The organism is Pseudactinotalea sp. Z1748 (assembly GCF_049725185.1).
Classification (GTDB): Bacteria; Actinomycetota; Actinomycetes; order Actinomycetales; family Beutenbergiaceae; genus CALKWS01.
Genome location: NZ_JBMPQB010000001.1, coordinates 438,923 through 464,260, shown reverse-complemented (window position 1 = coordinate 464,260; position 25,338 = coordinate 438,923). Strand labels below are relative to the sequence as shown.

Sequence of the window (25,338 nt, the reverse complement as noted above, 5' to 3'; positions counted from 1 at the left end):
CCGAGGATACTTAGGATACCGACCTAAAACCCGTAGGGTACACCCGACTCGTGCCGGTTTAGTGTGTCGGCCATTCGGTGTCGGTGGCGGTGAGGATCTGGCTGGCGGTGTCGGTGAGCGGGTCGGCGGCGGTGTGCTCGTGGCCGGCGATATTGACGGTGATCTGCTGCAGTGGGCGTAGCGTGCGAACGATCTTCTTCAGGCTCAGCCCGGTGCTGTCCTGCAGGTGCCGGGCGACCGCGAGGGCAGCCATGACGACGGTGAGGTGGGCCTCGATCGCCTCGCGTTGGTGATGAAAGACGGGGCGGGCGGCCAGGTCGCTCTTGGTCATCCGGAACGAGGCTTCGACCTGCCACAGCGAGTGGTAGGAGGCGATGACCTCGGCTGCTGGCATCACGCTGGCGGGCAGGTTGGTGACGTACCCCTTCAGCCCGATGAGGCGCTTGGCGCGGGCCAGCGCGGCCTCGTCCAGGCTGGTCGCACCGTTCTTCGTCTTCACGAACCGGGGCGTGCGGGTGGCCTTCTCACCGGCGATGACGGCCTTGGCCCGGTTCTCCTGCAGGGTCAGGGTCTTGGTGTCTCGGGCGGCGCGCTTGGCCGAGTAGGCCCACACCGCCCGCCACGACAGCTCGTGCTCCTTGGGGTCCCACACCGGCTCAGTTCGCTTCTTCACATCGTTGGCGGCCTTCGCGGCGGGGGTGCAGACCCGCGGGGTGATGGTGTCGATGAGCTGACCGTCGGTGAACGCATCCCCGTGCCAGCGGAAGTGGGAGGCCAGGTCACCGGGTGCCTTGGCCGATCGGGACCCGACGATGAACCGCAGGTTCGCCGCGTCCAACTCCTTGAGGTTGCCTGCGGACAACATCCCCGCGTCGGCGACGATGACGATGTCGGCCAGGCTGTGACGCTCGGTGAACGCGTTCACGATTGGCAGGAGCGTGGACGTCTCTGCCTGATTCCCCTCGAAGCAACCAACCTCCAGCGGGAAGCCTGCGCGGTCCACCAGCAGCCCGACGACAATCTGAGGATCGACCCGCCGTTCCTTGGAATACCCGATCTTGCGCAGGTCATCCTCGTTCTCGGCTTCGAAGTACAAAGTGGTCACGTCGTATAGGCACAACGTCAGGTCCCCGTGCCGCTCGACGTGTGCGAAGCAGGCGGCGGAGAGTTGGGCGCGGTAGTCCCGTTCCTGGCAGCGGGCCAGGGAGCGAAAGATCGTGCGCAACGAGGCGTGCTGCACGCCGAGTTCGTCCAGGACGCGGATCGAGTCGGCCTTGCTGGTGGGCTCAACGAGCCGGGCCAGGACCAGGTCCTTGAAGGTCTTGTCGCCGAGCACGTCGAATCCCAGCCGTGTGTAGGCGCTGGACAGCACGTGCCACAGCAGCATGCTGGACTTGCCCGTGATCACCGCATGCCCGGCGGGCACCGAACCCGCGCTCAGGTCCAACTCGCCCTGGCCGGGGTAGATCTTGGCGCGGGCCACCTCAAGCAGGGCGGTAAGCTCGGCGTCGGTGCGGGCGGAGCCGAGGTGCTCCAGAACCTTGTCACGGCCACCCTCACGCTCGGCAATCTGTACCGCCGTCGCCCCGGACTTCGTCCGGACCTTGCGCACGAACACCACGAAACAGACCCTATCGACCCTAATTAGTGTGTCGACCACCCCGAGCACGCCCCCCTGACCAGCACCAACACCAGCCAGACAGTCGAATCAGCCGAAAGTGGCACGAGTCAGGCCTAGATTTGGTCTTTGGGTGCACCTATAGGCACATGTTGCATACCGAGGATACTTAGGATACCGACCTAAAACCCGTAGGGTACACTGAAGACACGCTCATACAATCCAATACGCTTAGGAAGGGTGTGGTGCTTACCCATTCATGTTCAAGCGCATCCTAACGCCACGTCGTACCACTTAGGGCGCATCGCCAGCAGCCCTAAAGCGCCCAAGCAATTTACTAACCCAAAGAGATTTGCGCCAACGAATAGTTAGGGGTACACAGGTAGTTGCAGTTTAATGCTGGACTGACATCATCGTGTGTAAGCAGGACATAAGCCGTCAGGTGCGACCGAGTGTTGGACTCCAACAAGAAAAATCATATGGACTTTCTATACACCAATTCCAACAGTGAATCACGCAGCATGACCGACTCCTTAGCAAGCGCGCTTCGCCAGAGACCTTCAGTGTTTCATGAACTCGCAGGAGATTGGGGCAGCCTAGCGATCTCGGTTGAGGCGACAAAATGCAATACGCTAAGTACGCGCAACCATCTGGTCATATTGATTGGGACGCCAGTCAGCTATCGAACGAATGGGACTGAGGGGTTAGTAACCAAAACAGATATAGCGGCGATAGCACAGGGAGTCCTGAGTGGCGCAAGCCGATGGATGAGTACCTTAAGCGGTCCTTTCGCGATCCTGATTATTGATCCGAGGAAGATGACCTTGACCATCGCTACAGACCCATTAGCGTTTATACCTGTCTACGTATCGAACTACTCGGACCAACTCGTAGTCTCAACACATGTCGATGCGGCCGCGAATGCTAAATCTTCTGTATCCCGCGATCGCACTTCTATTGCAGACTTTATATTGCATGGAATAGTAACCTATCCATACACCCTCTATGAGGACATACAGCAAGTGCCGCCCGGGAGCATTACCACTATCGATTTGAATAATGTACGGCGCATATCGAGTAAACACTATTGGCTTCCTATGGCTCGCAATCCATACTCAGACGTTGCTGAGGCGGCGCAATCTCTGCGGGAAGGGACTCTCCGTTTTCTTCGGGCAGCGGTGCAAACAGAAACAAATACAGCACAGTTCCTAAGCGGTGGGGAAGATTCAAGGGTGCTTGCCGGGTTGCTGACATCATTCGGAGATAAGAACCCGGTTGCATTGACCTACGTCGACACGCCGAACCGCGAGAGCCAAATCGCAACTAAAGTGGCTCAAGCTTACGGCTTAGAGCACCAGGTGATCAAACGACATCCCCAGCATTACATACAGCACTTAAGTGGTGCCACTGCGAACGTAGGAAGCGTTTCGCAGTTTATACAGGCGCATTCGTATGGAATACAAACAGACCCGAAATTGGAGTCGTATGGGGCGATATTCGGTGGTTGGTCGGCCGATGCGTTCCTGAAGGCGATGTACGCTAGACAGACGACGGGCCCATACGGATTCCCCGTCTATCCTCACCGTTTGCTGGCGGGCGAAACGCGGACTAGCCCGATCATCCACGAACTTTTCAGCCAGGAACGCCTCGCGGAGGTACGCCAACGTCGAGTGGATCACATGAACCGTGTACTCGAATTTCGAACCGATTCCTGCCACGAATGGTTTATGCTTTGGCCAGCTTCGATGCGGGCTACGAGCGGACAGTTCCACAGTAACCGACGCCTATTTAGATCCATTGAACCCTTCATATCCCATGAGGTACTGCGTCTAAGCGCGAGCGTGCCTACGAGCTGGAAGATGGGTAGACGGCTATTTCACGAAGCATTCCGTGAGTTTTTGGAGCCTAGTAAGTGGATTCCTCACGCTTCGGGCTACTATCCCTACCGCTTGTCTCCATTCAACGCCATCGTATCGCTACCAAGATGGATGTGCGATGGAGCAATGCGGGCGGCATTGCGATATGGGCTGCGAAATTCGGCCGTCGCATCCTGGTCGAACTGGCATGGTGTAATGCGTAGCGAGAGATGGAAAGCGGCTGTACTGCAGGCGTCTAAAGGATACAAGTTCCTACCAATTGTGAGTTCTGAAGACGAAGGGGGTGACCTTCTGAATGATCGATCGCTTTCAGTGCACCAGAAGTTGAACGCGTTACAGGTCGCTACCTTCTTTGCGGAGGGGTGAGGCTGCGGACGTCTGCTTGAACTGTCGATCTGGATCCGAGCGAAGGGATGGTGGGCGCAAATGGATGAGCGGAGCGGTGCTGTGCAGCGGAGCGTTCAGCACTGTCGGTAGATTGTTAATACCTAACGCTGAAACTACTTTCGGTTCAAGGTAGGGGCGTCAGGGATTCGTATCACCAGACCGCGCGCCTCCTAGTCAGCACTGACGACGCTAGCCGTTTCATGATTCAGCGACGCATTCATCATGTCCGCAGTAAACCTTGTGAACTATCGTGTCAAACTTAGATGCGTGGGACTCCGCTGTGTACCGTTCCAGCGCCAGTTCATAACCTTGTTGGCCTAGTTTAGCCCGAAGATTGCTATCATGTGCGAGTACTTCAATTGAGTCGGCGAGGCCATTGGTGCTAGAGATATCATAAGTGAGGCCAGTATGTCCATGAACAAGCGCTTCGGACTCTGGGCCAGAGTTACGGTCATTGTGTGGACCGATAACTGGAAGCCCGAATGAAAGTCCCTGAACAACATTTAATCCGTGTGCGCCAGGAGATACCGCTATATCTGCCTGGGCATACAGGGCACGTAGGACGTTCCGATCATATTCTTGGCCTACGAACTCGACTGGAAGATCGTGGTTTCGAACAGTTTGGATAAGATCCTTTCGCTCAGAACCATCACCTACAATAGTAGTATGCAACTTTAGGCCGCGCCCAGCAAGGGTCATCAGGGCGTCGATCAGAGCGGCAACATTATGTCGTTCGGTAAGCCGGCATGAAGCGATTAGCGAGACCGGCCTATCACAGAAAGCGACAGGTGTTGTAAGGGCCGGGTTAAGGGTAGTCAACCACGACTTCTCGTAGAGACTATTGTATACGGCGTGTAGACGCGCTAAAGGCATTCCATGTGCCACAGCGACATGTCTTCCACGATCGCTGTAAAGTGCTAACGCGTCGGCTAGTTTGAAGAAGGTCCGCCTGATGGTGCGTTTTAGGCCATATTCTGGGACTCGCCATCCGTGGCTCCACAAGATTAGTTTGCGGCTTCGCATTCGGATAAGAAGGCTGGCGATCCAAGTGCTAACTGAGTAAACACGGCCTTCGAGAATGAATACGTCTGCTTCCGAGCGGTTTATCTGGGAAAGCAGTCCTGCCTCCCATGTAAGTCTACCCAAACGGCGCTGCCTCAGTATTACGGTCCTCTCTTGAAGTGCTGGACTCGCAGGGTGGATACTGTCGTCGCCCTCGCCGGTATCGGGCAATATTGCTAAGGGCACATACTCGACGTCTTTCGACTCGAGCAGGGTGCGGAGCAGGGGCTCTCTGTAGTGAGTGAGAGCCGGTTGGACTACGAACAAAGCTTTGATACTATGGTGCATTAGAGGCTCCATTGATGGGCCGGCGTATTGCTACACCGATACGGGTTTCAGGTTTCGTTATGACTTGAATGTCTGCATGCGATCTCTGGTATCTGCGCCTATTCTATCAACTTACGCACAAAGAGCTTTCAGCGCAGTTCTGTGCCAACTGGGCCCATGAATTTTCGCCATATTCATAGCTCCAGTTGTTCTACGCCGGGGGGTTGGTGACATCGGGGACGGGGCAGCGGCTGATGGGTGGTCGGCCTCCGAGTGAGCTGTGCGGTCGATAATACTTCTAGTGCTCCAGCCAGCGGTGTAGCGCCTGCCGGCGGGGCTTGTTTTTGGAGCGCGCCCTGACGTAGAGTTATTCGGCGGCCACGGTGGGGGTGGGGGATGTCTGTCTAGGCAGGTTCTTGTAGATCTCGCGGGCGATGTAGCGTTTGAGGCAGCGGATGATTTCGCGTTTGCTCAGTCCTTCGGCGGTGCGACGCTCGACGTAGTCGCGGGTTGGTTGGTGGTGCCTCATCCGCACGATGGTGACGATGTAGAGCGCGCTGTTGGCGGCTCGGTCACCGCCGCGGCTGAGTTCGGTGGCGGCCTGTGGTGCGACCGCTGCTGGCTGGTTGCGGTGCAACGCCGCAGAGTTTGACGAAGGCGGACTCGTTGCGGATGCGTTCGGCCTTGTCGCCTGCGGTGCCGAGGAATTGGCCGGCGATCTCGACACCGACGCCGTGAAGTACGACGAGGTCTTGTGCGGTAGTGCTGACGACAGTTTCGAGCTGCTGGTTTAGGCCCTTGATCTCTTCATCGAGCGCTTTCCAGCGTCGCGCGAGGTCGCGTAGTGAGGTCTTCACCGCGGCGCGGAGGAAGCGGTCGGAGTTGCTGGCCAGGGTCATCAGATTGTTGGTAAATGCGATCACTGCTGCAGACAGTGATCAACGCTTTGCTGTCGGCCGACGCCGATGCGGTGGTCGGTGCCGAGTAGCGCCGGCCGAGCCCCGAGCGCACGGCCCAGCGCAACGGCTACCGGCATCGGCCCCTCGATACCCGGGTGGGGACCATCGACATGGCCATCCCCAAGTTCAGATCGGACACCTACTTTCCCGAGTGGCCGTGCCGAATCCGCGCTGATCACCGTGGTCGCTGACTCCTACCGCAGAGCGAGACATCACCACTGGTCACCGCGTGGTCGAAGCACAACGCGGCAACCTTGTCTCGGTACGCGCCGGGCCCCTCGCCGACCGCGGCCCGGGTCAGGGTGCGGCGCATCGTCTTCCAACTCGCCGGCCTGGCGCCGAGGTCGCTCAACACCCGGGCGGTGTCCAGGATCGAGGTCGGCTCCACGATCCGGGCGATCACCAGATCCCGGAACACCGCGTCACCCAGGGCGTCGAACCCCAGATCGGTGAACACCGCGGTCAGCGCGTCGTAGAGCATCCACGAGGAAGTCCCCACCACCCGGGGCGGTGCGACCAGCCCCCGCTCACCTACCTGGGAGCCCGGCTCGTCGAAGAGCATCGGCACCCCCAGCTGGCCGATCAACGTCGTCCTGTGGGCCGCGGGCTCCACACCGAGGTCGAACCCGCCCTGCCCCGGGTCCTCCAGCAACTCCCGCGCCCGCTCGAAGAGCAGCCCAAGCTCAGCCTCGATATGCGCCGACCCGAGGTGGGCGATGATCCGCCGACGGTCCTTGACGGACTCTGCAATCTGCACCGCCGTCGCCCCGAGGCCGTCCGAACCCGCCAAATCCACGCCACGCACCCCACCGTAGAGCGCCAATTGTGCCTCAGAGCGCCACCCGAGCACCTATCAGTCCAGGTCAGCGAGCCGCCACTCCCCGGAACGCGATGCGGTGACCAAACTCAGGAGGGAAGAGAATGACTAACACCGCAAGGTCTTACGAACCACTACGGCGCGATTTCACATCGTCTACGATTCGCCACCGGGTGCGAATTCGGTGTGGCATTCGCTGATACCTTGAGCATGAAGAATGGAGCGAACAGTGATCCCGAAGCGAGTCTCCCGGTACCCCAAACCGACTCCCGACAAGACGACGACCGACTCATGGGTCTCCTTCCTCGGATCAACGGCTTCCGACTGTCGCTTCGAAACGCGCGAATCAGTAACCGTTAGGCTTCTCCGTTGAGCGTGGACCTCTGGATTCTGCCAGTAGCCTTAGCGATCGGCTTCTCGCTGCGAACACACCAGCTCGCCCTGCTTGTCGGTATCCTCCTGCCAATCGACTACATCGCCCTCGCCTCGACACTTAGCCTGGACTTCGTCACGTACAGCCTCACTACCGTTCTGGTGCTACGGACACTCAAGAGTCAGCGACCACATTGGCTAGTAACCACTGTCACCGCCTTGCTCATGGCGGTCGGCGTCGTCACCATGGTGTCTGGCGCAACTAGTGGACACAACGAACTCTTCACGACAGGAGCGGTAGGCTTCGCCTCCGTGCTCATAGCGCTACTTGTAGCCAAGCGGCGCCACCTACACACGCCCCTGCTGATTGGGATTACCCTCGGCATTACCTGGAGTGGGCTAGACATCATTCTCCAGTGGGCCGGATTACCATATCTAGGAGTCCCAAGCACCTGGGGGAACGACTTCTCCGGCTTCAATATTCGACGCACGTTGGCCTCACCCTTGCTAGCGATCGGTACGCTCTTATACATATTGCCGCAATTATGGATACGAAACTCTGGAGCCACTAGCCTTGTCCTACGAGCGATCGGGACAGTCGTGTGCTTGACCGGCCTAATTCTAAGCGCCGGTCGCGGGGGGTTCCTTGCGATCGTCTTAGTTTTCCTTGTCTGGACAGTTCGTACCTTCCACAGGAAACCGACTCTGGTCGGGGCGATTCTTACATTAGCGGGAACAGTTCTATATACGCAGCGTGAAAGTTACCTCACCACACGAATCATGGCTATGGGTTCAGGGTCTTCAGGACGCTCGGAACGCAATATGGCCGCCTTAGAGGCTTTCCTAACAGCACCCCTTTTCGGCCCGGATCCCAACACAGCCATTGCGCGGGCTGGTGCTAATGCACACACACCGCTTTTAACGTTCGCAGTAAACGCCGGTATCGTTGGCGTTATTGGAGCGTTGGTTGCCTCGTTCACGCTAATAGTGGCAGCGATTATAGGCATCATCCAATGGCACCCTCATGCCCAGCACGCTGCTCTCACATGCATGGTGATGACCGTGACTGTTTTCCTTGAACCGACCGGATTCTTCGTTGGCCTTGGTCGCACAGTTCCTCTATTAATCGTATTGCAATACGTCTTAGACGCACACCACCATACGGCAAGCAAGGCGAAGAGTTCCCGTCCTCAGCATTGGCCCACTACATAGACCGAGGAGACTCGTTGTATAGGCGCATAACCGCATACTTCTCCGCTCGCGTAGTGGCTGCAGGGTTGCAAGCGATAGTGCTAATAGTACTTGCACGCGCTCTAGGACCGAGCGCTTTCGGTACATTCGCAGTCATGACCGCCATAGGCGGTGTGCTTATCACTCTGCTCGGCTTCGGCACACGCGCTCGTGCGCTAAGGCTACTAGCCTCAGATTCGACACCCGGGATCGCAAACACGTTACTGGTTATTCGATCCCTCACCGCGATTGTTATAGCCACCCTATTAGCGATCATAAGTACTACGGTGGTAGGCATCACTCAATCAATGGCATTAGCAGGAGCTGCTTACGTCGCGGCAGAAGGAATTAGATCATTTATCCAGAATATTCTCCTTGGCATTCAGCAGCGACGTCGAGCAAATCAACTCGAGATTCTACGCCCCGTGCTTTCCGGTTCGGGACTAGGACTGGCAATATGGCTGGATATCAACCCGGCAGGCGGCTACGCTGTCGGTCTAGTTGGGATTGCACTCCTGTCGTATATTTCAGTACGCGGATCATTACGGGGCTTCTGGCCAATTCTAGCAACGATGCGATCCTCTTATGGTTACTGGGCGTCGACTAGCCTCATATCTTTGCAGCAACTGGATATACCGATAGTAGGCCTCGTTTCGAGCGCAACCATGTCGGGCCTGTTCGCTGGCGCCAGCCGGTTAAGCAACCCGCTGAATATTGCTGCCGCTTCGATTCTAGCAATAATTACACCCGAACTATCCGCCGCAAAGGACTCGCAGCATCAGCGCTTGGTATTCTTGCAGGGGCGGCGGATTGTTTTTTGGTTGGTTTTAACTTTCCTATTTCTATCGCCCCTTTCTGGCTTAATCGGCCCGTTCTTACTCGGACCGGAGTATGCTAGATCCGGGCCTCTTTTCGTCGGTCTCATTGTGGCCGTTGGTTTCGACGCAGCCTCCCAACTATATGCCGCCTCATACTATGCAAACGACAAGGCTCGAGACCTGTCGATAATAAGATTAGGGACTGCGCCCATGCGCCTAGCCTTGGTCGCAGTCTGCGCACTCACCCAGGAGATCTGGCTCCTCAGCTTCGGAATAATTGCGGGGAAAGTTATTGAGCTTGTCGTGCTCCTTCTGGCGCACCGCCGTCAAATCGGCTGGTAGTATCAAGTCATAGAGTTTTGCAAGAAATGGTCATTAAAGTTCGCCGCAACTGGGCGCTGGGAGGTGCGCTAGCGATCTAGAACGATTCCGCGCGCTCACTGGAGGACGCACACCATGCCCAACACGATCACGCGGTCTGCACGACTGGAGTTGCTAGTTGAGTTGGCGGGTCATAGGGTGCAACCGACGCTTCATGACAATGCGCATTCCGCGCTGTGGTCGCGGACAGGCGACTTGTCTCTCTTTCGCTCTACAACCATGGTTTCGAATGAACAACGCAAAGCAAGATGTGTCATGGCCTATGACCACCTAAGCGGACGAACTGCTCTCGGTCGGCCAGCAAGATGCCCCTACCCCGGTAGTTTCAAGTGATGAGCACCCCCATATTCCTTTCCCCTCCGGACGTAGGTAGAGCGGAGGAAGATGCGGCCCTTCGCGCACTTCGAAGCGGCTGGGTGGCACCACTCGGTCCAGAGGTCGATGCCTTCGAACGGGAGATCGCCGAATACACCGGTCGCGACAACGCCGTGGCGTTGTCGTCCGGTACAGCCGCACTGCACATGGCGCTGCTCAATCACGGCGTGAAGGCAGGGCAGGTTGTGCTCACATCCACAATGACCTTCGCGGCAACCGCTAACGCGATCACGTACACTGGGGCGGAGCCCGTGTTCGTCGACAGCGGCGCAGACGGGAACATCAACGTAGAGTTGCTTCAGCAAGCGATGGAGGACCTGCGTCGGCGTGGTGCGACCATCGGTGCGATATTGCCCGTGGACCTACTCGGTAAAGTTGCTGACTACGAGAACATCGAGCCGATCGCCGCGGAGGCCGGTGTGCCAGTCATTTCCGATGTCGCAGAGTCCCTGGGTGCGCGACGGAACGGTACGCCGGCCGGGGGTTTCGGTAATGCAGCGATCCTGTCATTCAATGGCAACAAGGTAATGACGACATCTGGTGGCGGCATGCTGGTCACCGACGACGCCAGTATCGCGGAACGCACGCGCTATCTGGCCACACAGGCCCGACAGCCGGTTCGGCATTACGAACACACAGACGTCGGGTACAACTACCGACTATCCAATGTCCTGGCCGCGATCGGCCGGGCACAACTAGTGCGACTTGATGGGATGATCGAGCGTCGCCGCCAGCATCGCCTAGCGTACCGTGAGGTCTTCGACGCAATTCCGGGAGTGACGGTGTTTGGTGCGCCAGACGGAGCCGAAGGAACGGACAGCACCCGCGACAACTACTGGCTCACGTCGATTCTCGTGCAGGATCAAGTCGCAGGCTGGTCATCGCGGAGTCTCATGGACCACCTGGCCGCAAGCAGGATAGAAGCGCGACCACTGTGGAAGCCAATGCACCTTCAACCGGTGTTTTCTGGCGCTAAGCATTACACAGATGGCACCAGTGAGCAGTTTTTTGAGACCGGAGTATCCTTGCCCAGCGGGTCTGCCCTCTCCGAACAGCAGTTTGATCGCATTCTCAACGTCTTACACGATCATCTGCATACTTACAGATGAGTTGGGGGTATTTGAGCGAATGGAGCAATCTCGCGGCCAGCGATGCCACTATGACCCGGTCAAGCGGGCAGCCGACGTTGTTGGTGCGGCTCTCTTGCTCATCATGACCGCACCGATTCAACTCGTCATCGCAATACTAGTTGCGCGGCATCTTGGCCGACCTGTGTTATTCCGCCAGAAACGTCCAGGCCGGCACGGCGTTCCCTTCGTGATGCTAAAGTTTCGATCGATGCGACCTGTTGACGAGGCGAGGGGGTGGCTGACCGACGCAGAGCGGCTCACGCCGCTCGGCCGTCGACTGCGTACCCTGAGCCTGGATGAACTTCCCACGCTATGGAACGTTCTTTGTGGTCACATGAGTCTTGTAGGTCCCCGACCGCTGTTGATGGAGTATCTTGACCGCTACACCCCCCAACAAGCCAGGCGTCATGAAGTTCGCCCAGGTATCACGGGACTCGCCCAGGTGAGCGGGCGGAATGCCCTCACCTGGGAGGAAAAGTTCGGCTACGACTTGCAGTACATTGACCATCGGAACCTTCGACTAGATGCGCGCATCCTATTGTCAACTGTGCGTGCGGTAATCGGTCGCGACGGCATTACCCATCAGGGTCATGCGACAATGGCTCCGTTCGGGGAGCAGTCGAACGAAGCCTGAGAACTTTACGGTATCCAGCGATGCCGGCACACACTAATCGCCGGCGCTGATACCCTCACTAACCCGTCGCAGCAAATCTGCGAGCCTTCGCGACATAGCCCGCCGCGATTGGTTCCTCAAAATCCACTCACGACCATTGCTGCCGTACTCTTCTAATTCATTAGAAGCGATCGCCTGCCGTATGCCGTTGGCAATATTTTGGGGAGATGTCGTCAAACCTCCACCGCTCTCCATCACGAGTTCTGACACTAAACCGGGGCAATTTGTCAGGACAGGTAGACCTGCCGCCATATAGTCGAATAGTTTGTTAGGGCTGACTGAGGTCCGAAACAGTTCCACGTCGGCCAACACGTGGAGCCCGAGATCAGCAGCGGCAAGGAGGTCGGGAACCTCTTCCTTAGGAACCGGGTTTCTGAACGTCACATTGGTTAACGCAAGTTCAGCAGCCTGGACCTGCAGGGCGCTCTTTGCGACGCCCCCGCCAATCAGAACAATTTCTAACGGGAGGTCTTGAACCTTTGCCGCGGCCCTTAGCAGAAGGTCTAACCCGTTTGCGGGCCCGTGAGCTCCTGCGTACACGGCCGTGAACCGATCGAAGTTGTATCTCGCACGCAGGTTCTCACGTGTATCCGACGGTACGAAGTCAGCAGGGTCAGCACCGTTCGGAATATACGATATTTTGGACCAAGGTACGCCTCTCGCGAGCAGCTCGGTGCGGGAACCATCCGCCATCACCACGATCGCTTTCGCCCGCCGGTAGAGGAACTCTTCCAGAGCCGTGAGTGCTATATAGAGAGGGGAACCCACCGAGAGTTGTTGCATGTCGGCGAGCACTTTCGGCCAGAGGTCCCGTACCTCCAGCACTAACGGTTTCCGTCTGACAAAGGCGATAGCCCACCCCGCAAAGGCAGCAAAGAGGTGGGGGGACGATGCGTAGACGACATCGATGCGCCGTTGCCGCACTCCCACCCAGAACGCCGACCAAGCGTAACTGATCCAGTTTAAGACGCGGCGCCAGCCGTTCGAGCTGTACGCGGCGACCTTGACCGGTCGAAACCCTGGTTTCGCCTCTTGTCGCTCACCAGTGAGGTGGTTGAGTTCACTCGCAATAATCATGTATCGCCAGCCCCCGAGTCGCTCGAACAACTCAACGTGGCGAGTACCGCCGGGCCTCCCTCGCGGGACAGCAAAGTGGTTCACTACTAAGACGGACTTTGTCACGATGAGTACATCCTCGCATTCATCAGGTGCTCTACTCCGCCCACGAGGATAGACAATTCGACCCCCTTGCTACGAAAATCTACCGAGAACCTTACTGAGCCTACAGTCCATGCACCTCTCTCACAGACTGGTAGCGCTGAGCCATGCTCATAGAATCCCCAAGCTGTCGTCTGCTTCGCGGTGTTACGGACTGTGAGCCACTGTGCGGGCTCCCACCTGCCATATGTAGGGCTATACCATCCTCTGAATGGGCATGTAGAACCAGCATTTACCTCGGCAGCGCTCAGACCAAATGCCACTATCTCGGTGGCATCCGACAGCCGAACTGTCGTCCCTTCGAGCGTTATCTGAGGAGCCAAGGCAACCGTGAGTGTGGAATCTGCTGAGCGTTCCAGCCAGTCGATACAGACAATTCCGGAGCGGGAAACCACAACTGCCCGTGCTACGCGGGTGTCGTGCTCAGTTACGAACGCATCGTGTGCCGCGAACAATACTGTCAAACCTTCAGCGGTAAAGGTCGCAGTATCGGCGGATCTGGGTTGACCGAGCCAACGGAATGCTCTGTGAGGTGTGAGGATATGAGCATCCCCCACGCGGAGGCCGTTGTGGGCTCCTGACGTCCGGAAACTGTTGCGGATTTCCAGAGGACCATTGTATGTACCGGTTCCGGGATCGACAGCCAGCCAGTCGTCCCGGTATCGGATGGAAACGTGTGTCAGGTCAGCATGCTGATGAGATTCGCTCAACCGCGACTTGAACCAGAGACGCCATGAACCTTTCGCTACCGTGGCAATCCCGCCGCTCGGGCGAGTCCAGCCCGTAAGGTGACCTGGTTCGTTATCGGATAGATTATTGCCTCGCGCATACCATGCGACCTCGTCATAGTTCTCCCTCATACCAGGCGTCGTTCCGGCTTCGGTAAGTGCGAGCGCAAGTGCAACACTGCCGCATATATCAAGGGCGTTGCCAGAAGATGCGAGGACCCGACCCTCATCCCAGTCACCCCATTGAGGTAGTTCGCCATCAAACGCACCAAGCCGCACAAGGTGCTGCGCTGAAGTACCCAAGGCAGTCACTGACTGCGAAGTGCTGTCCCCGAGCAGTACTTTGACCGCAAGCATTTCCATGACAAATCGGTGGTAGGAAAGCGAGTCCTCGATCATAGATCCGTCGGAGTGCATGTGCCGACGCAACTGATTGGCGAAAAACGATTCAGCGAGCCTGACTGCGCGGTTAGTGCCATCGCCACCAGTGAAGCGATCGATAGCGATGATCCCAAGAGCATCTCCAAGTAGATGGTTATTCCGCATACTGCTGGCCGTGTACGGGAAGTCAAAGAGTAGGTGGCGTTGCGCTTGGGCGACTTGGTTAGTCATCATGGTTTTTAGCGCGCGCGTCAAGTGCGGGTGGATAAGCGCATATATCTGAATCCATGCGATTACGCGTAGCGCGATCTCAAGATTCGAATACCAATGGATTCCTACTTCAGATGGTGAGGCTCGGAACCACCATTGGAGCCGCAATTCCAGCGCGTTAAGCCACGGGCCAGTTGGGTCGAGGTGCCCCGCCCGAGCTAGAATAACAAGGTCCCGGTGGCGACCAAGTTCCCAGGTCCACTTAACGTCGCCGAGGCGTTCGTCAGTGCGGATATCGATCTTCCACCAGAAATCACCGGGTGGCCAGCGGCTCCCGTCGGGAAGTTGATTCCAATCGTCTGGTCCTGTGACCGGGAGCCGCTCGCCGAATGCTCTGTGCCCCCGCTCAAGGATTAGTTCAGCATCTTCCAGGCAACGAGCGATGGCTTCTCGCGGCAACTCAACTGGCGCAGCGAAGGCTGGGACCACCGTCAATGGCCGCGGGCGCGCGCGAGCCACAAATCTTCGTAGCACCGCGCCGTGAACACCGGTGCGCTTGACGACCTCGTACGTCGCCCGCACCGGAGCCATCGGCCCAAGCGCAACGAGATCCCGGCGTACCTTATTCAACCGCAGCCCCCAAGGACCGGTCACGCGAACTCCTGAACCTGGACCTCAATAGCCCTGCCTGTCCGTAGGGATTGGACCGCTGCAAGCGCGCAACGTGTGGAGAGGATCGACGCTTCAAGGTCCCGGCCACGGTGGCCGCTCGTGATGGCCCTCCGGAACGCCTGCAAGTTCTGAACGTGCCCCTTGCCCGGCGCAGACAGTTTAATGTTCTTCCCATCAAGATTGAGCCGCTGGAAATCATCAATCATAACGGAGTGTCCACGTCCGAGAATTTCGAGTCTCTCCTTGGAGGCCGAATCATGACCATTCTCCGCGTAGGTCACCGTCGAAATCGACCCATCCGCATACTGAACTGTGACCGAGAGGTCCTCCTGCAGGGTCGTCTCCCCCGTTCCCGACCCCGCAGCAAATACCCGAACTGGGCGGGCATCAATTATCCAATTAGCGAGGTCAATAAAATGGCAAACTTCACCCAAGAGGCGCCCGCCCTGTCGGCGATCCTTGTACCAGTGATTCTCAGTTAATCGGCCGGCGCTTACTCGATAGGTCGCGACCAACGGTCCTCCCTCGACTCCGACGAGTGCCTTCGTCTTGACTACGCACTCACTATGTCGACGGTTGAAGCCCGTCCAAAGGTGGCGATCTGATCGATCGAGCGCTCCAATGACCGTCTCAAGTTCGACTGCACTGAGTGCAAGCGGCTTCTCAACGAAGACATGCTTACCTGCCTCTAGGGATTTGACCGCGAGTTCAGCATGAGAATCATGCCGGCTGAGCACAAAGACTGTATCAACTGCATCCAATTGAATGAGAGAATCGGCATTGGCAGTCACTATGTCAATCTCATGGCGCTCTGCCAGGTGCCTAGCCGTCAGTCCATGACTCGAGGTGACGGCAGTGAGGTCGCTGAAGCCGGCTTCCTTCATCGCGGGAAGGAACGTCATTTTGGCGTAGTTTCCGGCACCAATGACACCTGCGGCGCGGCTCCCGCGTGCTGGAGTACGCAACTCGATCGTGGAAGTTGACAAGGCACCGGTTTCGTAAGTGAATTGGACCGCCAGTGCCCGCATATCAACATCTATGGTTCGGTACGCTTTCTCCGCCTCATCAATGCCGAAGGTGTGCGTGACGAGGTCGTCGACCCTCATTTTGCCGCGAGCAACGAGGTCCAAATATGCTTCGATATTGCGCGCCTCAGTCCACCGCACGTGACCGATCGGGTAGTCAACAGCGTACTCCTCATAGGTGCGCTCATAACGGCCAGGACCATAGGATCGGGCGAACCGCAGGTTGATCTCCTTCATGTAGAACGGGGTGCGGGCGAGTTCGAGACCAACATCCCCGACGACTACGACGGTCCCGCGATCGCGTACCCGCTCGCACGCAAGCATCACAGGGTCCGACGACTTCGTAGAGGCAGTAATCACAACTGCGTCCACTCCTCGGCCTCGCGTCCTAGCAACGACGGCTTCGGTCGTCTCAGTCCCACGTTCCAAGAGCCCGATACCTCCGGCGGTGGCAACCATCTCTGCCGTCCAGTCTCGAAGATCTATACCGATTACTTCCAAGCCCGAGGCGAGCGCGAGCCTAGCCGTCAATTGGCCCACCAGACCAAGGCCGACAACGGCGACAGTGCCACCTGCGTCAACATCAGATTGTCTTAACCCTTGTAAGGCAATCGCTGCCACAGCCCCGAAAGCGGCGCTCTCATCCGATACACCGTCCGGCACGGGGATAGCCAGCAGGCCCGGCACTGCCTGCATCTCGGCATGTCCAGCTGATGCCGTCGCGACACGGATGCCGGGGCGTAACCCGGGAACTGCCTCACCAACTTCCCGGACAGTCCCTACCGCGCTGTATCCGAGGGGCATGTCTTCGTCAAGTCTTGTCCGGACGGCCTGCGCTGTCTGCCGGAGCCCCTCGGAACGGGCCTTCTTGATCACCTGCCGAACTAAGTCGGGCCGTGCACGTGCCTTATCCATCAAACTCGAACTCGCGAGTTCACGCACAGCGTTCTCGGTACCCGTTGACAGCAGGGACCGCGTGGTCGCTACTAGAACCTCCGTCGGCCCGATCGTCGGTGCCGGAAGGTCAAGTACCCGAAGACTACCGTCACCGATGGATTGAACTACTTGCTTCATTCTAGAACCTCCGAAGTCTTCTTACCGTCGCCGAACGCTGTACCGGCTCATTTCTTGGCTACGTAGTGAATTGAGCCGCAAGGGGTGTAGATGCTGTCGATAACTCACTGGCACTCACCAAGACCCGTCCCTCGCCTCAATGGATCATCGTGCAGGGACACCCTTCACCAATCCGTTGGAAGGTACATCGCGCGTTACGCACGAGGCAGCACCAATAAATGCATGGCCTCCAACTCTTAGTTGGGGGAGAACAGTAGATGTCGTTCCTATCCTCGCGCCTTGCTCGAGTCGGCACCCGCCGGAGATCGTGGCGGCAGGATGGATCGTGACGAAGTCCTCGATCACGCAGTCGTGACCGACTTGTACACCACGGTCGATATGGACATGCCTCCCCACTGAGATATTCGTAGTGAGGTGCGCACCTGCGCCCACGACCGTGCCGGCAGATATCCTCACGTCCCGACCGAGCGACGCTCGTGGATCAATAAGAGTTGCGGCTCGATCATCCGTCATCAACCGCTGCTCGACCAAGCGTCGGACGGAGGGGTCGCCCATTGCGATTATAAAATAATCATGGGGACTAAACTTTGGCCGTGAATCTTCAATGCGACCGAGATGGGGCAAGCCAAGTCGTTCGATCGCAGCCTGGTTGGATTGAGAAGGTTCGTCGTCAAGAAAGCCCATGATGTTCCATACAGGCTGACCTGCCGACCTATTAATCGCATCGACGATATTTACGACTTCGCGGCCGAAGCCACCGCAGCCGACAATAACTAGGTTTCGCATTACTGGCTCCAAAATCTGACCGAACTCGACGCTTCCCGCAGGAGCCCAAGTCTTGCGCACCCTAGGCCGGTCGCGGTCTTAACGGCGGTGTAGAGCGAGGACAAGTCGGTGGCTAGGTATCTCGACCTCAGGGAGGTGAACGGCTCAGTCACGGATTAGTTTTTTCGTCGAAGAACTGATGCAATGGCTCTCAACTGAGGTGCTGATGCTCGACTTGGATGGTCCGATAGTCGCCTCAGGGGCACGGGATTCGAGCGCATCCGGATCGAGAGGCTCCGCCTCAACATGAGAGATGAGTGGGTGATGGCGATGGACGCCTTGCTCGCTGTTACTGAAGAGATCTTCGTTTAGTTTCTCGTTCGGGCGAAGGCCCGTAAACACGATCTCGATGTCCTGACCCGAGTGCGTGATGAGGCGCCGTGCAATGTCGAGGATTCGCACTGGCTCTCCCATATCGAGGACGAGCACCTCTCCGCTTTCGCCGATCGCGGCTGCTTGGATTACTAGTTCGCTCGCTTCAGGGATCGTCATGAAGTACCGGGTCACCTCAGGGTGGGTGACCGTTACCGGACCACCTTGCACGATCTGCTCTTGGAAGGTGAGGAGCATCGAGCCACGGGAACCAAGCACATTCCCGAACCGGACTGATAGGTAGGTTCCGATGCTGCGTTCGCCATACCAGGCGGTGAGTTGCTCCGCCTGCAGTTTGGTCTTACCCAGAACGCTGGTGGGGTTCGCTGCCTTGTCCGTGGAGATATTGACGAATCTTTCCACACCGAACTCCGCGGACAGTTCGAGCAGGTTCTTCGTTCCGAGAACGTTGGTTTTCCACGCCTCATCTGGATACTGCTCGAGCATAGGTAAGTGCTTCAGCGCCGCGGCGTGGAACACCACCTGGGGGTGGTGCTCCTCGAAGGCTCGCCGCAGCGCGTCCTGATCGCGAATACTGGCCAGCACAAGGTCCGGGGAGTCGAGCAGGGCCCGGCCGTAGATCGCCAACTGCACACCGTGGAGCGCAGACTCATCGCGATCGAGCAGGATCAGTTCCTCCGGGCCGAACTTGTGCACCTGCTCGGCCAGCTCGGAACCGATCGAACCGCCGGCACCGGTCACGAGCACGCGCTTGCCGGTGAGATACCCAGCGATCGATTCGATGCTGGTCTCGATCTGGCGTCTGCCAAGGATGTCAGCGATATCCACTTCTTTGACGTCGCTGAGGCGTACGTGCCCACCAAGCATTTGACCAACCGGGGGCAGCAGGAGAAAGTTCATTCCGGCAGCCTCAACGGCGTCGGCGGTCTTGCGGATCATCTCCCGGTCAGCAGCCGAAATTGCCAGGATGACCGCCGAGGCATCAAGCTTCTGGCCTTGCTGCGAGATGCTCTCCCACCCGCCAACGACTGGAACGCCCAGGAGGCTGAGATTTCGCTTGCTACGGTCATCGTCAATGAAACCAACCACGCGGTACGGTGAATTGGTGTCGCCCTGGATTAGCCGCAGCAACTGATATCCAGCGTCTCCGGCGCCATAGATCAGCACCTTCTCGGCGTCGTTGGCACGAGTACGCCTGGAAGTGGACCACGTGCGGTACACCAGCCGCCCGGCGGCGGCAACGAGCAGTGCTAACGGTGGCGCGAGGAAGGCCACCCCTCGCGGGAACGGGTCCAATTGCGGGATCCCCAGGAACGCCACCGCCAACAGCAGGGCGACGAACGCAATGGACAGCACCAAGCCGAAACTCTCTTCGACGGTGCCCACCCGGTACTTACCCCGGTACAACTTCAGTAGGGCACCCACGATGGTCTGCAGCACGCAGGCCAGCACCGTGTAGATGAAGATCGAGGTCCACTGTGCTTCGTTAAGGTAGAACTCATACCGGGTCAGGACCACGAAGGCGATGGCAAAGACCCACGCCAAGCCGTCCCAAAGCACCAACAGGCTTCGCTTGACGGCGACACTTCCGTTGTCGCCCATCACTTCCGAGTGCCTCCCACGTGACCGCCCCCAGTCATGCGCTCGGGGTCCTGACAAGTCCACCCATGAGGTTACCTTGTTGCCCTGACATACGGCAGGAAGCGCTGATGCGGTTAATCTCCTCCCGGGTTGGGGTGTCTGAACCACCGGTGGTGAGCACCTCGCCAGGATGCACGGCGCCCGGCGGTGAGTTCTGCACCCACCGCCGGGCGTCGTCGTCGTTCGCTTTACCGCTTGTTGGAACCCGCGGTGGTGTGCGCATCGGCGACATGCAGCACCTCATCGAGGATGTCCAGGCCCTGCGTCAACTCCGCCTCGGTCACGGTGCACGGGGGCACCACGTGGATGCGGTGGTAGTTGCTGAACACCAGCAGGCCGGCCTTCTTCACCGCGCCGATGAGTTCACCCATCGCCTCGCTGGTGCCGCCGTAGGGGGCCAGCGGCTCGCGGGTGTCGCGGTCGACCACCAGGTCCAGGGCCCAGAACATCCCCAGGCCGCGCACCTCACCGATCACCGGGTGGTTCTCGGCCATCTTCGCCAGGCGCGGCCCGATCACCTGCTCACCCAGGGTGGCGGCGTTGTCGATCACGCCCTCGTCGGTCATGGCGGTGATCGCCCCGACTGCCGCGGCGCAGGCGAGCGGGTGGCCGGAGTAGGTCAGCCCGCCGGGGTAGGCACGCTCATCGAAGGTGGCGGCGATCTCGTTGTTGATCACCACACCGCCCAGGGGCACGTAACCGGAGTTGACGCCCTTGGCGAAGGTGATCAGATCCGGCACCACGTCGTAGTGCTCGAAGGCGAACCACGCACCCGTGCGGCCGAACCCGCTCATCACCTCATCGGCGATGTAGACGATGCCGTGCCGGTCGCACAACTCGCGCACCCCGGCCAGGTAGCCCGGGGGTGGGGGCATGATGCCGGCGGTGCCGGGCACGGTCTCCAGGATGATCGCGGCGATGGTGCCCGGGCCCTCGAACGCGATGGTCTGCTCCAGGTGCGCCAGGGCTCGCTCGGTCTCCTGCTCTTGCGTTTCGGAGTGGAACGGGGAGCGGTACAGGAACGGGCCGAAGAAGTGCACGTACCCGGCGTTGCCGAACTCGTTCGCCCAGCGGCGTGGGTCACCGGTGAGGTTGATCGCCGCCGTCGTGGCGCCGTGGTAGCTGCGGTAGGTGGACAACACCTTGTTCCGCCCGGTGTGCAGGCGGGCCATCCGCACCGCGTTCTCCACCGCCTCGGCCCCGCCGGAGGTGAAGAACACCTTCTCCAGCCCCTCCGGGGCGCGCTCGGCGATGAGGCGGGCGGCCTCGGAGCGGGCGTCGTTGGCGTGGGCGGGGGAGATGGTGCAGATCTTGTCCGCCTGGTCCTTGATCGCCTGCACCACGGCCGGGTGCTGGTGGCCGATGTTGGTGTTGACCAGTTGGGAGGAGAAGTCCAGGTACTTCTTCCCCGCCTCATCCCACACGTAGGAGCCCTGCGCCCGGGTGATCACCATCGGGTCCAGGGCGCCCTGTGCGGACCAGGAGTGGAACACGTGCGCCCGGTCCAGGTCATAGGTGCGCTGGGCCTCAGCGTTGGTGTCTGCGCTGGTTGCGGTCTCAGTGGTGGTCATGGGTGCCCTCGTCTCAGTCGTTCTGGGGGAAGCCCAGGTTGATCCCGCCGTGGCTGGGGTCCAGCCAGCGTTCGGTGACCACCTTGGTGCGGGTGTAGAAACTGACCCCATGATGCCCGTAGGCGTGGGCGTCACCGAAGAGGGAGGCCTTCCAGCCGCCGAAGGAGTAGTAAGCCACCGGCACCGGGATCGGCACGTTCACCCCGACCATGCCGACCTGCACCTCGTTGCGGAACCGCCGCGCCGCGCCGCCGTCGTTGGTGAAGATGGCGGTGCCGTTGCCGTAGGGGTTGGAGTTGATCAACTCCAGGCCCTCCTCGTAGGTGTCGGCACGCAGCACCGAGAGCACCGGGCCGAAGATCTCATCGGTGTACACGCTCATGCCCGGGGTGACCTGGTCCAGCAAGGTGGGGCCGAGCCAGAAGCCGGCCTCATCGCCGTCGGGGTTCACGGTGCGCCCATCGGCCACCACCACCGCCCCGTCACGCTCGCCGGCGTCGATGTAGGAAGCGACCTTGTCGCGGTGGTCCTTGGTGACCAGGGGGCCCATGTCGCAGTTGCGCCGCCCATCGCCCACGGTGAGGTTGTTCATCCGTTCGGTGATCTTGGCGACCAGTTCATCGGCTACCGGGCCGACGGCGACCAGGGCGGAGATGGCCATGCAGCGCTCCCCGGCGGAACCGAAGCCGGCGTTGACCGCGGCGTCCGCGGCCAGGTCCAGGTCGGCGTCGGGCAGCACCAGCATGTGGTTCTTCGCCCCGCCCAGGGCCTGCACGCGCTTGCCTGCCGCGGTGGCGGTTTCGTAGACGTGCCGGGCGATCGGGGTGGAGCCGACGAAGGAGACGGCCTTGATGTCGGTGTGGGTGAGCAGGGAGTCCACGGCGACCTTGTCGCCCTGGACCACGTTGAAGACCCCCTCGGGCAGGCCCGCTTCGGCGAGCAGCTCGGCCAGCCACAACGAGGCGCTGGGGTCCTTCTCGCTGGGCTTGAGCACCACGGTGTTGCCGGTGGCCAGGGCGAGGGGGAAGAACCACATCGGCACCATGGCGGGGAAGTTGAACGGGGAGATGATCGCCACCGGGCCCAGGGGCTGGTTGACCGAGTACACGTCCACGTTGGTGGAGGCGTTCTCGGTCATCTGGCCCTTGACCAGATCGGCGATGCCGCAAGCGAACTCCACCACCTCCTGGCCACGGGTGATCTCCCCCAACGCATCGGAGAGCACCTTGCCGTGCTCGGCGGTGACGATCTCGGCCAGTTCGTGCTTGCGGGCGTTCAACAGTTCCCGGAAGGTAAACAGGATGGCGGTGCGCTTGGCCAGGGAGGTGTGGCGCCAGGCAGGGAAGGCGGCCCTGGCGGCGGCAACGGCCTGGTCGACGTCCTCTGCGGCGGCCAGGGACACGCGGGAGGAGACCTGACCGGTGGCGGGGTTGAACACCTCGGCGCTGCGCTCGGTGTTGCCGGCGTAGGGCCGACCGTTCACCCAGTGGGAGACGGGTGTGTTGGCGGTCCTGGAGGCGGCAGTGGCGGTGTCAGTGGTGGTCATGGTGCCAGTCTCCGCCAGAACCCACGCCGGCGGTAGGTACACACTGTTCGTTCAGTAGGCGAGTTTCATACACTGTGTCAATGTCGATCACGGTGCGTCAGGTGCTGGACTCCCCCGCCGTGCAGACCGGGATCCCCCGGCTGCTCACCGGTGCGGACCAGTTGGACCGGCCGGTGCGGTGGGTGCACGTGTTCGAAGGCGATGACCCGGCGGCGTTGCTCACCGGCGGGGAGTTGCTGCTCACCACCCTGGTGGCCCTGCCCGATGACCCGGCGCGCCAGCGCGAGTACATCCGCGGGCTGGTCACGGCCGGGGCGGCCGCGCTGGTGGTGGAACTGGGACGGCGCTTCGCCTCGGTACCTCAGGTGATGGTCGATGAGGCCGGTGCGGCGGCGCTGCCGGTGGTGGCGCTGCACCGCACGGTCAAGTTCGTCACCATCACCGAGGCGGTGCATGCCCGGATCGTGGACGATCAGCACGAACTGCTCACCTTCACCCGGCAGGTGCACGAGGTCTTCACCCAGGTGGCCGTCGCCGGTGCCGATGCCCAGGAGATCATCGAGCGCACCGCGCAGATGGCCGGCACTGCGGTGGTGCTGGAGAACCTGGCCCATGAGGTGATCGCCTACACCCGGGCCGACGCGCAGGTGCTGACCGACTGGTCGGCCCGCTCCCGGCTGGTGGACCAGGTGCCGGGCACCCACGAGGTGCCCGAGCACGGCTGGTTGATGACCGGGGTGGGTGGCACCCAGGGCGACTGGGGGCGGCTGGTGCTGGTGGGCACGCCGGTGGTGCCCCCGTCGGCGGCGCGGATGCTGGTGGAGCGGGCCGCGCAGGCGTTGGCGGTGGCGCGGTTGATGGAACGCGATGCGGCCTCGCTGCGCTCCCGGGCGTTGGCGCGCTTCCTGGCCGGGTTCGCCGACACCGGTGCCCGCGCGCCCGATGAGGACGTGCGTGCGGCCGCCGAGGCGTTCGGCCTGGTGCGGGCGCAGCGTTACCTGGCGCTGTGCGTGGCGCGGGGACGGGACGACGACGGCGGTGCTGGTGCCGGGGCGGGGGCGGCCGGGGCAGGAGCGGCCTCAGGCAGTCGCGCCGGCGCGGACTCACCGGGTGCGGACGCGCTCAGCGATCACGGCGGCGTCCCACTGAGCGACCACCGCACCGACCCGCTCGCCGGCCCGCGGTCGGAGCAGGCCCTGGCCGAGGCGGTCTCGCGCGCTACCGCCCAGGCGCAGTTATCCGCCTTGGTCAGCCCCCTGGACGAAGACCTCGTCGGGGTGTTGGTAGCGCTACCGGGAAGGGCGACCCCGGAGGCGGCGCTGGAGACGTTCGCGGCAGCGCTGGGGCGTACCGCGGCCAGCCCGGGCGGCGTCCGGCAGGGCGCGGTGATAGGCGTCACGCCGGAGCGGCACAGCATCTCCCAGGCCGGGGCGGACCTGACCGAAGCCGGCTACATCGCCCGCGCCGCCGCGCTGATCCCGGCCGAGCACCGCAAGACCTATCACCGCATCACCGATATCGGAATCCGCGGGCTGCTGATGTCCCTCGGTGGCGACGAACGCCTCACCGCCTTCGCCGAGCGCCAACTCGCCCCACTGCTCATCCACGACGACCAGCACGGCACCGGCCTGGTCACCGTGCTGCACCGCTACCTGGAAGCCGGCGGGGCCATCGCTCCCCTGGCCCGCGTCCTGCACCTGAGCCGTCAGGCCCTGTACGCCCGGCTGCGCAGGATCGAGCGCATCCTCGGGGTGGACCTGGCCGATGCCGAGACCCGCACCGCCCTGCATGTGGCGCTGCTGGCCAAGGAGGTGCGGTCGGCGACCTGAACGGCCGAGCGCCCACTGCATGTCCACAACTCTTCGGGGCGTCCCTAGCCGGCCCGCTGACCCCGGACCGGCTGATGCGAAGGCCCTCGATCACGCGACCGATCGGGCGGGCGAACCGCTGTCCTTCGCACGACCGCGTCGGCGCAACCATTGCTGCGCGCAGCACCGCCGTCGTCGTCGGGCCTGGCTTCGACCGGTCCGGAACACAACGAACGAGCATGGCTTCATCGAATCTGACCATGCATCGGATCGAACGTGTGCAATGTGAAAGAGTTTGGTTCGAACCATTGACTCGAACGTCTGTTCTAGGTAGTGTGGG

The 25,338-nt window shown here is 60.3% G+C and carries 16 protein-coding genes and 2 pseudogenes; 6 read left to right on the top strand and 12 right to left on the bottom strand.

The features are described 5' to 3' along the window. Window positions 1-58 precede the first annotated feature (58 nt). The gene (locus ACO0LU_RS02190; protein WP_424789784.1) at window positions 59-1,621 is read right to left on the bottom strand and encodes an IS1634 family transposase; all 1,563 of its coding nucleotides are present in this window, start codon (window positions 1,619-1,621) and stop codon (window positions 59-61) included. Window positions 1,622-2,070: 449 nt separating this feature from the next. Here ACO0LU_RS02190 and ACO0LU_RS02185 point away from each other — a divergent pair, with 449 nt between their 5' ends. Then, window positions 2,071-3,861 carry an asparagine synthase-related protein gene (locus tag ACO0LU_RS02185; protein WP_424789783.1) on the top strand — a complete coding sequence of 597 codons (1,791 nt, stop codon included), beginning with the start codon at window positions 2,071-2,073 and terminating at the stop codon, window positions 3,859-3,861. Between the two features lie 219 nt (window positions 3,862-4,080). On the opposite strand, the gene ACO0LU_RS02180 is transcribed toward ACO0LU_RS02185, so the two are convergent. From ACO0LU_RS02180 to ACO0LU_RS02170, 3 genes are all read right to left on the bottom strand, one after another. After that, window positions 4,081-4,755, bottom strand: coding sequence for a glycosyltransferase family 4 protein (locus tag ACO0LU_RS02180; RefSeq protein ID WP_424790182.1), 675 nt, complete (start codon window positions 4,753-4,755; stop codon window positions 4,081-4,083). Window positions 4,756-5,578: 823 nt separating this feature from the next. Beyond that, entirely contained in the window at window positions 5,579-5,740 is a 162-nt protein-coding gene (locus ACO0LU_RS02175; RefSeq protein WP_424789782.1) for a hypothetical protein, read from the bottom strand. A gap of 43 nt (window positions 5,741-5,783) precedes the next feature. Then, the gene (locus ACO0LU_RS02170; protein ID WP_424790181.1) at window positions 5,784-6,110 is read right to left on the bottom strand and encodes a transposase; all 327 of its coding nucleotides are present in this window, start codon (window positions 6,108-6,110) and stop codon (window positions 5,784-5,786) included. A 14-nt stretch (window positions 6,111-6,124) separates the two neighbouring features. Here ACO0LU_RS02170 and ACO0LU_RS02165 point away from each other — a divergent pair. Then, window positions 6,125-6,368 (top strand): annotated as a pseudogene (locus tag ACO0LU_RS02165) (transposase); the annotation flags it as partial. A gap of 1 nt (window position 6,369) precedes the next feature. On the opposite strand, the pseudogene ACO0LU_RS02160 reads toward ACO0LU_RS02165, so the two are convergent. Then, window positions 6,370-6,971, bottom strand: a pseudogene (locus ACO0LU_RS02160) (IS1634 family transposase); the annotation flags it as partial. Window positions 6,972-8,555: 1,584 nt separating this feature from the next. On the opposite strand from ACO0LU_RS02160, the gene ACO0LU_RS02155 reads away from it, so the two are divergent. From ACO0LU_RS02155 to ACO0LU_RS02145, 3 genes are all read left to right on the top strand, one after another. Further along, window positions 8,556-9,749 carry a lipopolysaccharide biosynthesis protein gene (locus ACO0LU_RS02155; RefSeq protein WP_424789781.1) on the top strand — a complete coding sequence of 398 codons (1,194 nt, stop codon included), beginning with the start codon at window positions 8,556-8,558 and terminating at the stop codon, window positions 9,747-9,749. A 371-nt stretch (window positions 9,750-10,120) separates the two neighbouring features. Next, on the top strand, window positions 10,121-11,272 hold the full coding sequence (locus tag ACO0LU_RS02150; protein ID WP_424789780.1) for a DegT/DnrJ/EryC1/StrS family aminotransferase: 1,152 nt from the start codon (window positions 10,121-10,123) through the stop codon (window positions 11,270-11,272). Between the two features lie 19 nt (window positions 11,273-11,291). Beyond that, the gene (locus tag ACO0LU_RS02145; RefSeq protein WP_424789779.1) at window positions 11,292-11,927 is read left to right on the top strand and encodes a sugar transferase; all 636 of its coding nucleotides are present in this window, start codon (window positions 11,292-11,294) and stop codon (window positions 11,925-11,927) included. Between the two features lie 33 nt (window positions 11,928-11,960). On the opposite strand, the gene ACO0LU_RS02140 is transcribed toward ACO0LU_RS02145, so the two are convergent. From ACO0LU_RS02140 to ACO0LU_RS02110, 7 genes are all read right to left on the bottom strand, one after another. Next, complete coding sequence (locus ACO0LU_RS02140) at window positions 11,961-13,148, bottom strand: glycosyltransferase family 4 protein (protein WP_424789778.1); 1,188 nt, start codon at window positions 13,146-13,148, stop codon at window positions 11,961-11,963. Further along, window positions 13,145-14,044 carry a heparinase II/III domain-containing protein gene (locus ACO0LU_RS02135; RefSeq protein ID WP_424790180.1) on the bottom strand — a complete coding sequence of 300 codons (900 nt, stop codon included), beginning with the start codon at window positions 14,042-14,044 and terminating at the stop codon, window positions 13,145-13,147. The genes ACO0LU_RS02140 and ACO0LU_RS02135 overlap by 4 nt, the downstream gene beginning before the upstream one ends. 1,109 nt (window positions 14,045-15,153) lie before the next feature. Then, the gene (locus tag ACO0LU_RS02130) at window positions 15,154-17,076 is read right to left on the bottom strand and encodes a bi-domain-containing oxidoreductase (protein WP_424789777.1); all 1,923 of its coding nucleotides are present in this window, start codon (window positions 17,074-17,076) and stop codon (window positions 15,154-15,156) included. Window positions 17,077-17,418: 342 nt separating this feature from the next. Beyond that, entirely contained in the window at window positions 17,419-18,060 is a 642-nt protein-coding gene (locus ACO0LU_RS02125) for an acetyltransferase (protein WP_424789776.1), read from the bottom strand. Between the two features lie 144 nt (window positions 18,061-18,204). Beyond that, on the bottom strand, window positions 18,205-20,034 hold the full coding sequence (locus ACO0LU_RS02120; protein ID WP_424789775.1) for a polysaccharide biosynthesis protein: 1,830 nt from the start codon (window positions 20,032-20,034) through the stop codon (window positions 18,205-18,207). Between the two features lie 227 nt (window positions 20,035-20,261). Beyond that, complete coding sequence (locus ACO0LU_RS02115) at window positions 20,262-21,644, bottom strand: aspartate aminotransferase family protein (RefSeq protein WP_424789774.1); 1,383 nt, start codon at window positions 21,642-21,644, stop codon at window positions 20,262-20,264. Between the two features lie 13 nt (window positions 21,645-21,657). Continuing rightward, window positions 21,658-23,190, bottom strand: coding sequence for a CoA-acylating methylmalonate-semialdehyde dehydrogenase (locus ACO0LU_RS02110; RefSeq protein WP_424789773.1), 1,533 nt, complete (start codon window positions 23,188-23,190; stop codon window positions 21,658-21,660). Between the two features lie 80 nt (window positions 23,191-23,270). Between ACO0LU_RS02110 and ACO0LU_RS02105 the strand changes: the two genes are divergently transcribed. After that, window positions 23,271-25,019, top strand: a complete 1,749-nt coding sequence (locus ACO0LU_RS02105; RefSeq protein ID WP_424789772.1) for a PucR family transcriptional regulator — start codon at window positions 23,271-23,273, stop codon at window positions 25,017-25,019. Window positions 25,020-25,338: the final 319 nt, after the last annotated feature.

What these genes read in the sequence shown, in the direction of transcription:
- ACO0LU_RS02170 (WP_424790181.1), bottom strand. Translation starts at nt 6,110, where the DNA reads ATGACCCTGGCCAGCAACTCCGACCGCTTCCTCCGCGCCGCGGTGAAG.
- ACO0LU_RS02115 (WP_424789774.1), bottom strand. Translation starts at nt 21,644, where the DNA reads ATGACCACCACTGAGACCGCAACCAGCGCAGACACCAACGCTGAGGCC.
- ACO0LU_RS02120 (WP_424789775.1), bottom strand. Translation starts at nt 20,034, where the DNA reads ATGGGCGACAACGGAAGTGTCGCCGTCAAGCGAAGCCTGTTGGTGCTT.
- ACO0LU_RS02110 (WP_424789773.1), bottom strand. Translation starts at nt 23,190, where the DNA reads ATGACCACCACTGACACCGCCACTGCCGCCTCCAGGACCGCCAACACA.
- ACO0LU_RS02150 (WP_424789780.1), top strand. Translation starts at nt 10,121, where the DNA reads ATGAGCACCCCCATATTCCTTTCCCCTCCGGACGTAGGTAGAGCGGAG.
- ACO0LU_RS02135 (WP_424790180.1), bottom strand. Translation starts at nt 14,044, where the DNA reads ATGAGGGAGAACTATGACGAGGTCGCATGGTATGCGCGAGGCAATAAT.
- ACO0LU_RS02105 (WP_424789772.1), top strand. Translation starts at nt 23,271, where the DNA reads ATGTCGATCACGGTGCGTCAGGTGCTGGACTCCCCCGCCGTGCAGACC.
- ACO0LU_RS02145 (WP_424789779.1), top strand. Translation starts at nt 11,292, where the DNA reads ATGGAGCAATCTCGCGGCCAGCGATGCCACTATGACCCGGTCAAGCGG.
- ACO0LU_RS02125 (WP_424789776.1), bottom strand. Translation starts at nt 18,060, where the DNA reads ATGCGAAACCTAGTTATTGTCGGCTGCGGTGGCTTCGGCCGCGAAGTC.
- ACO0LU_RS02180 (WP_424790182.1), bottom strand. Translation starts at nt 4,755, where the DNA reads ATGCCTTTAGCGCGTCTACACGCCGTATACAATAGTCTCTACGAGAAG.
- ACO0LU_RS02175 (WP_424789782.1), bottom strand. Translation starts at nt 5,740, where the DNA reads ATGAGGCACCACCAACCAACCCGCGACTACGTCGAGCGTCGCACCGCC.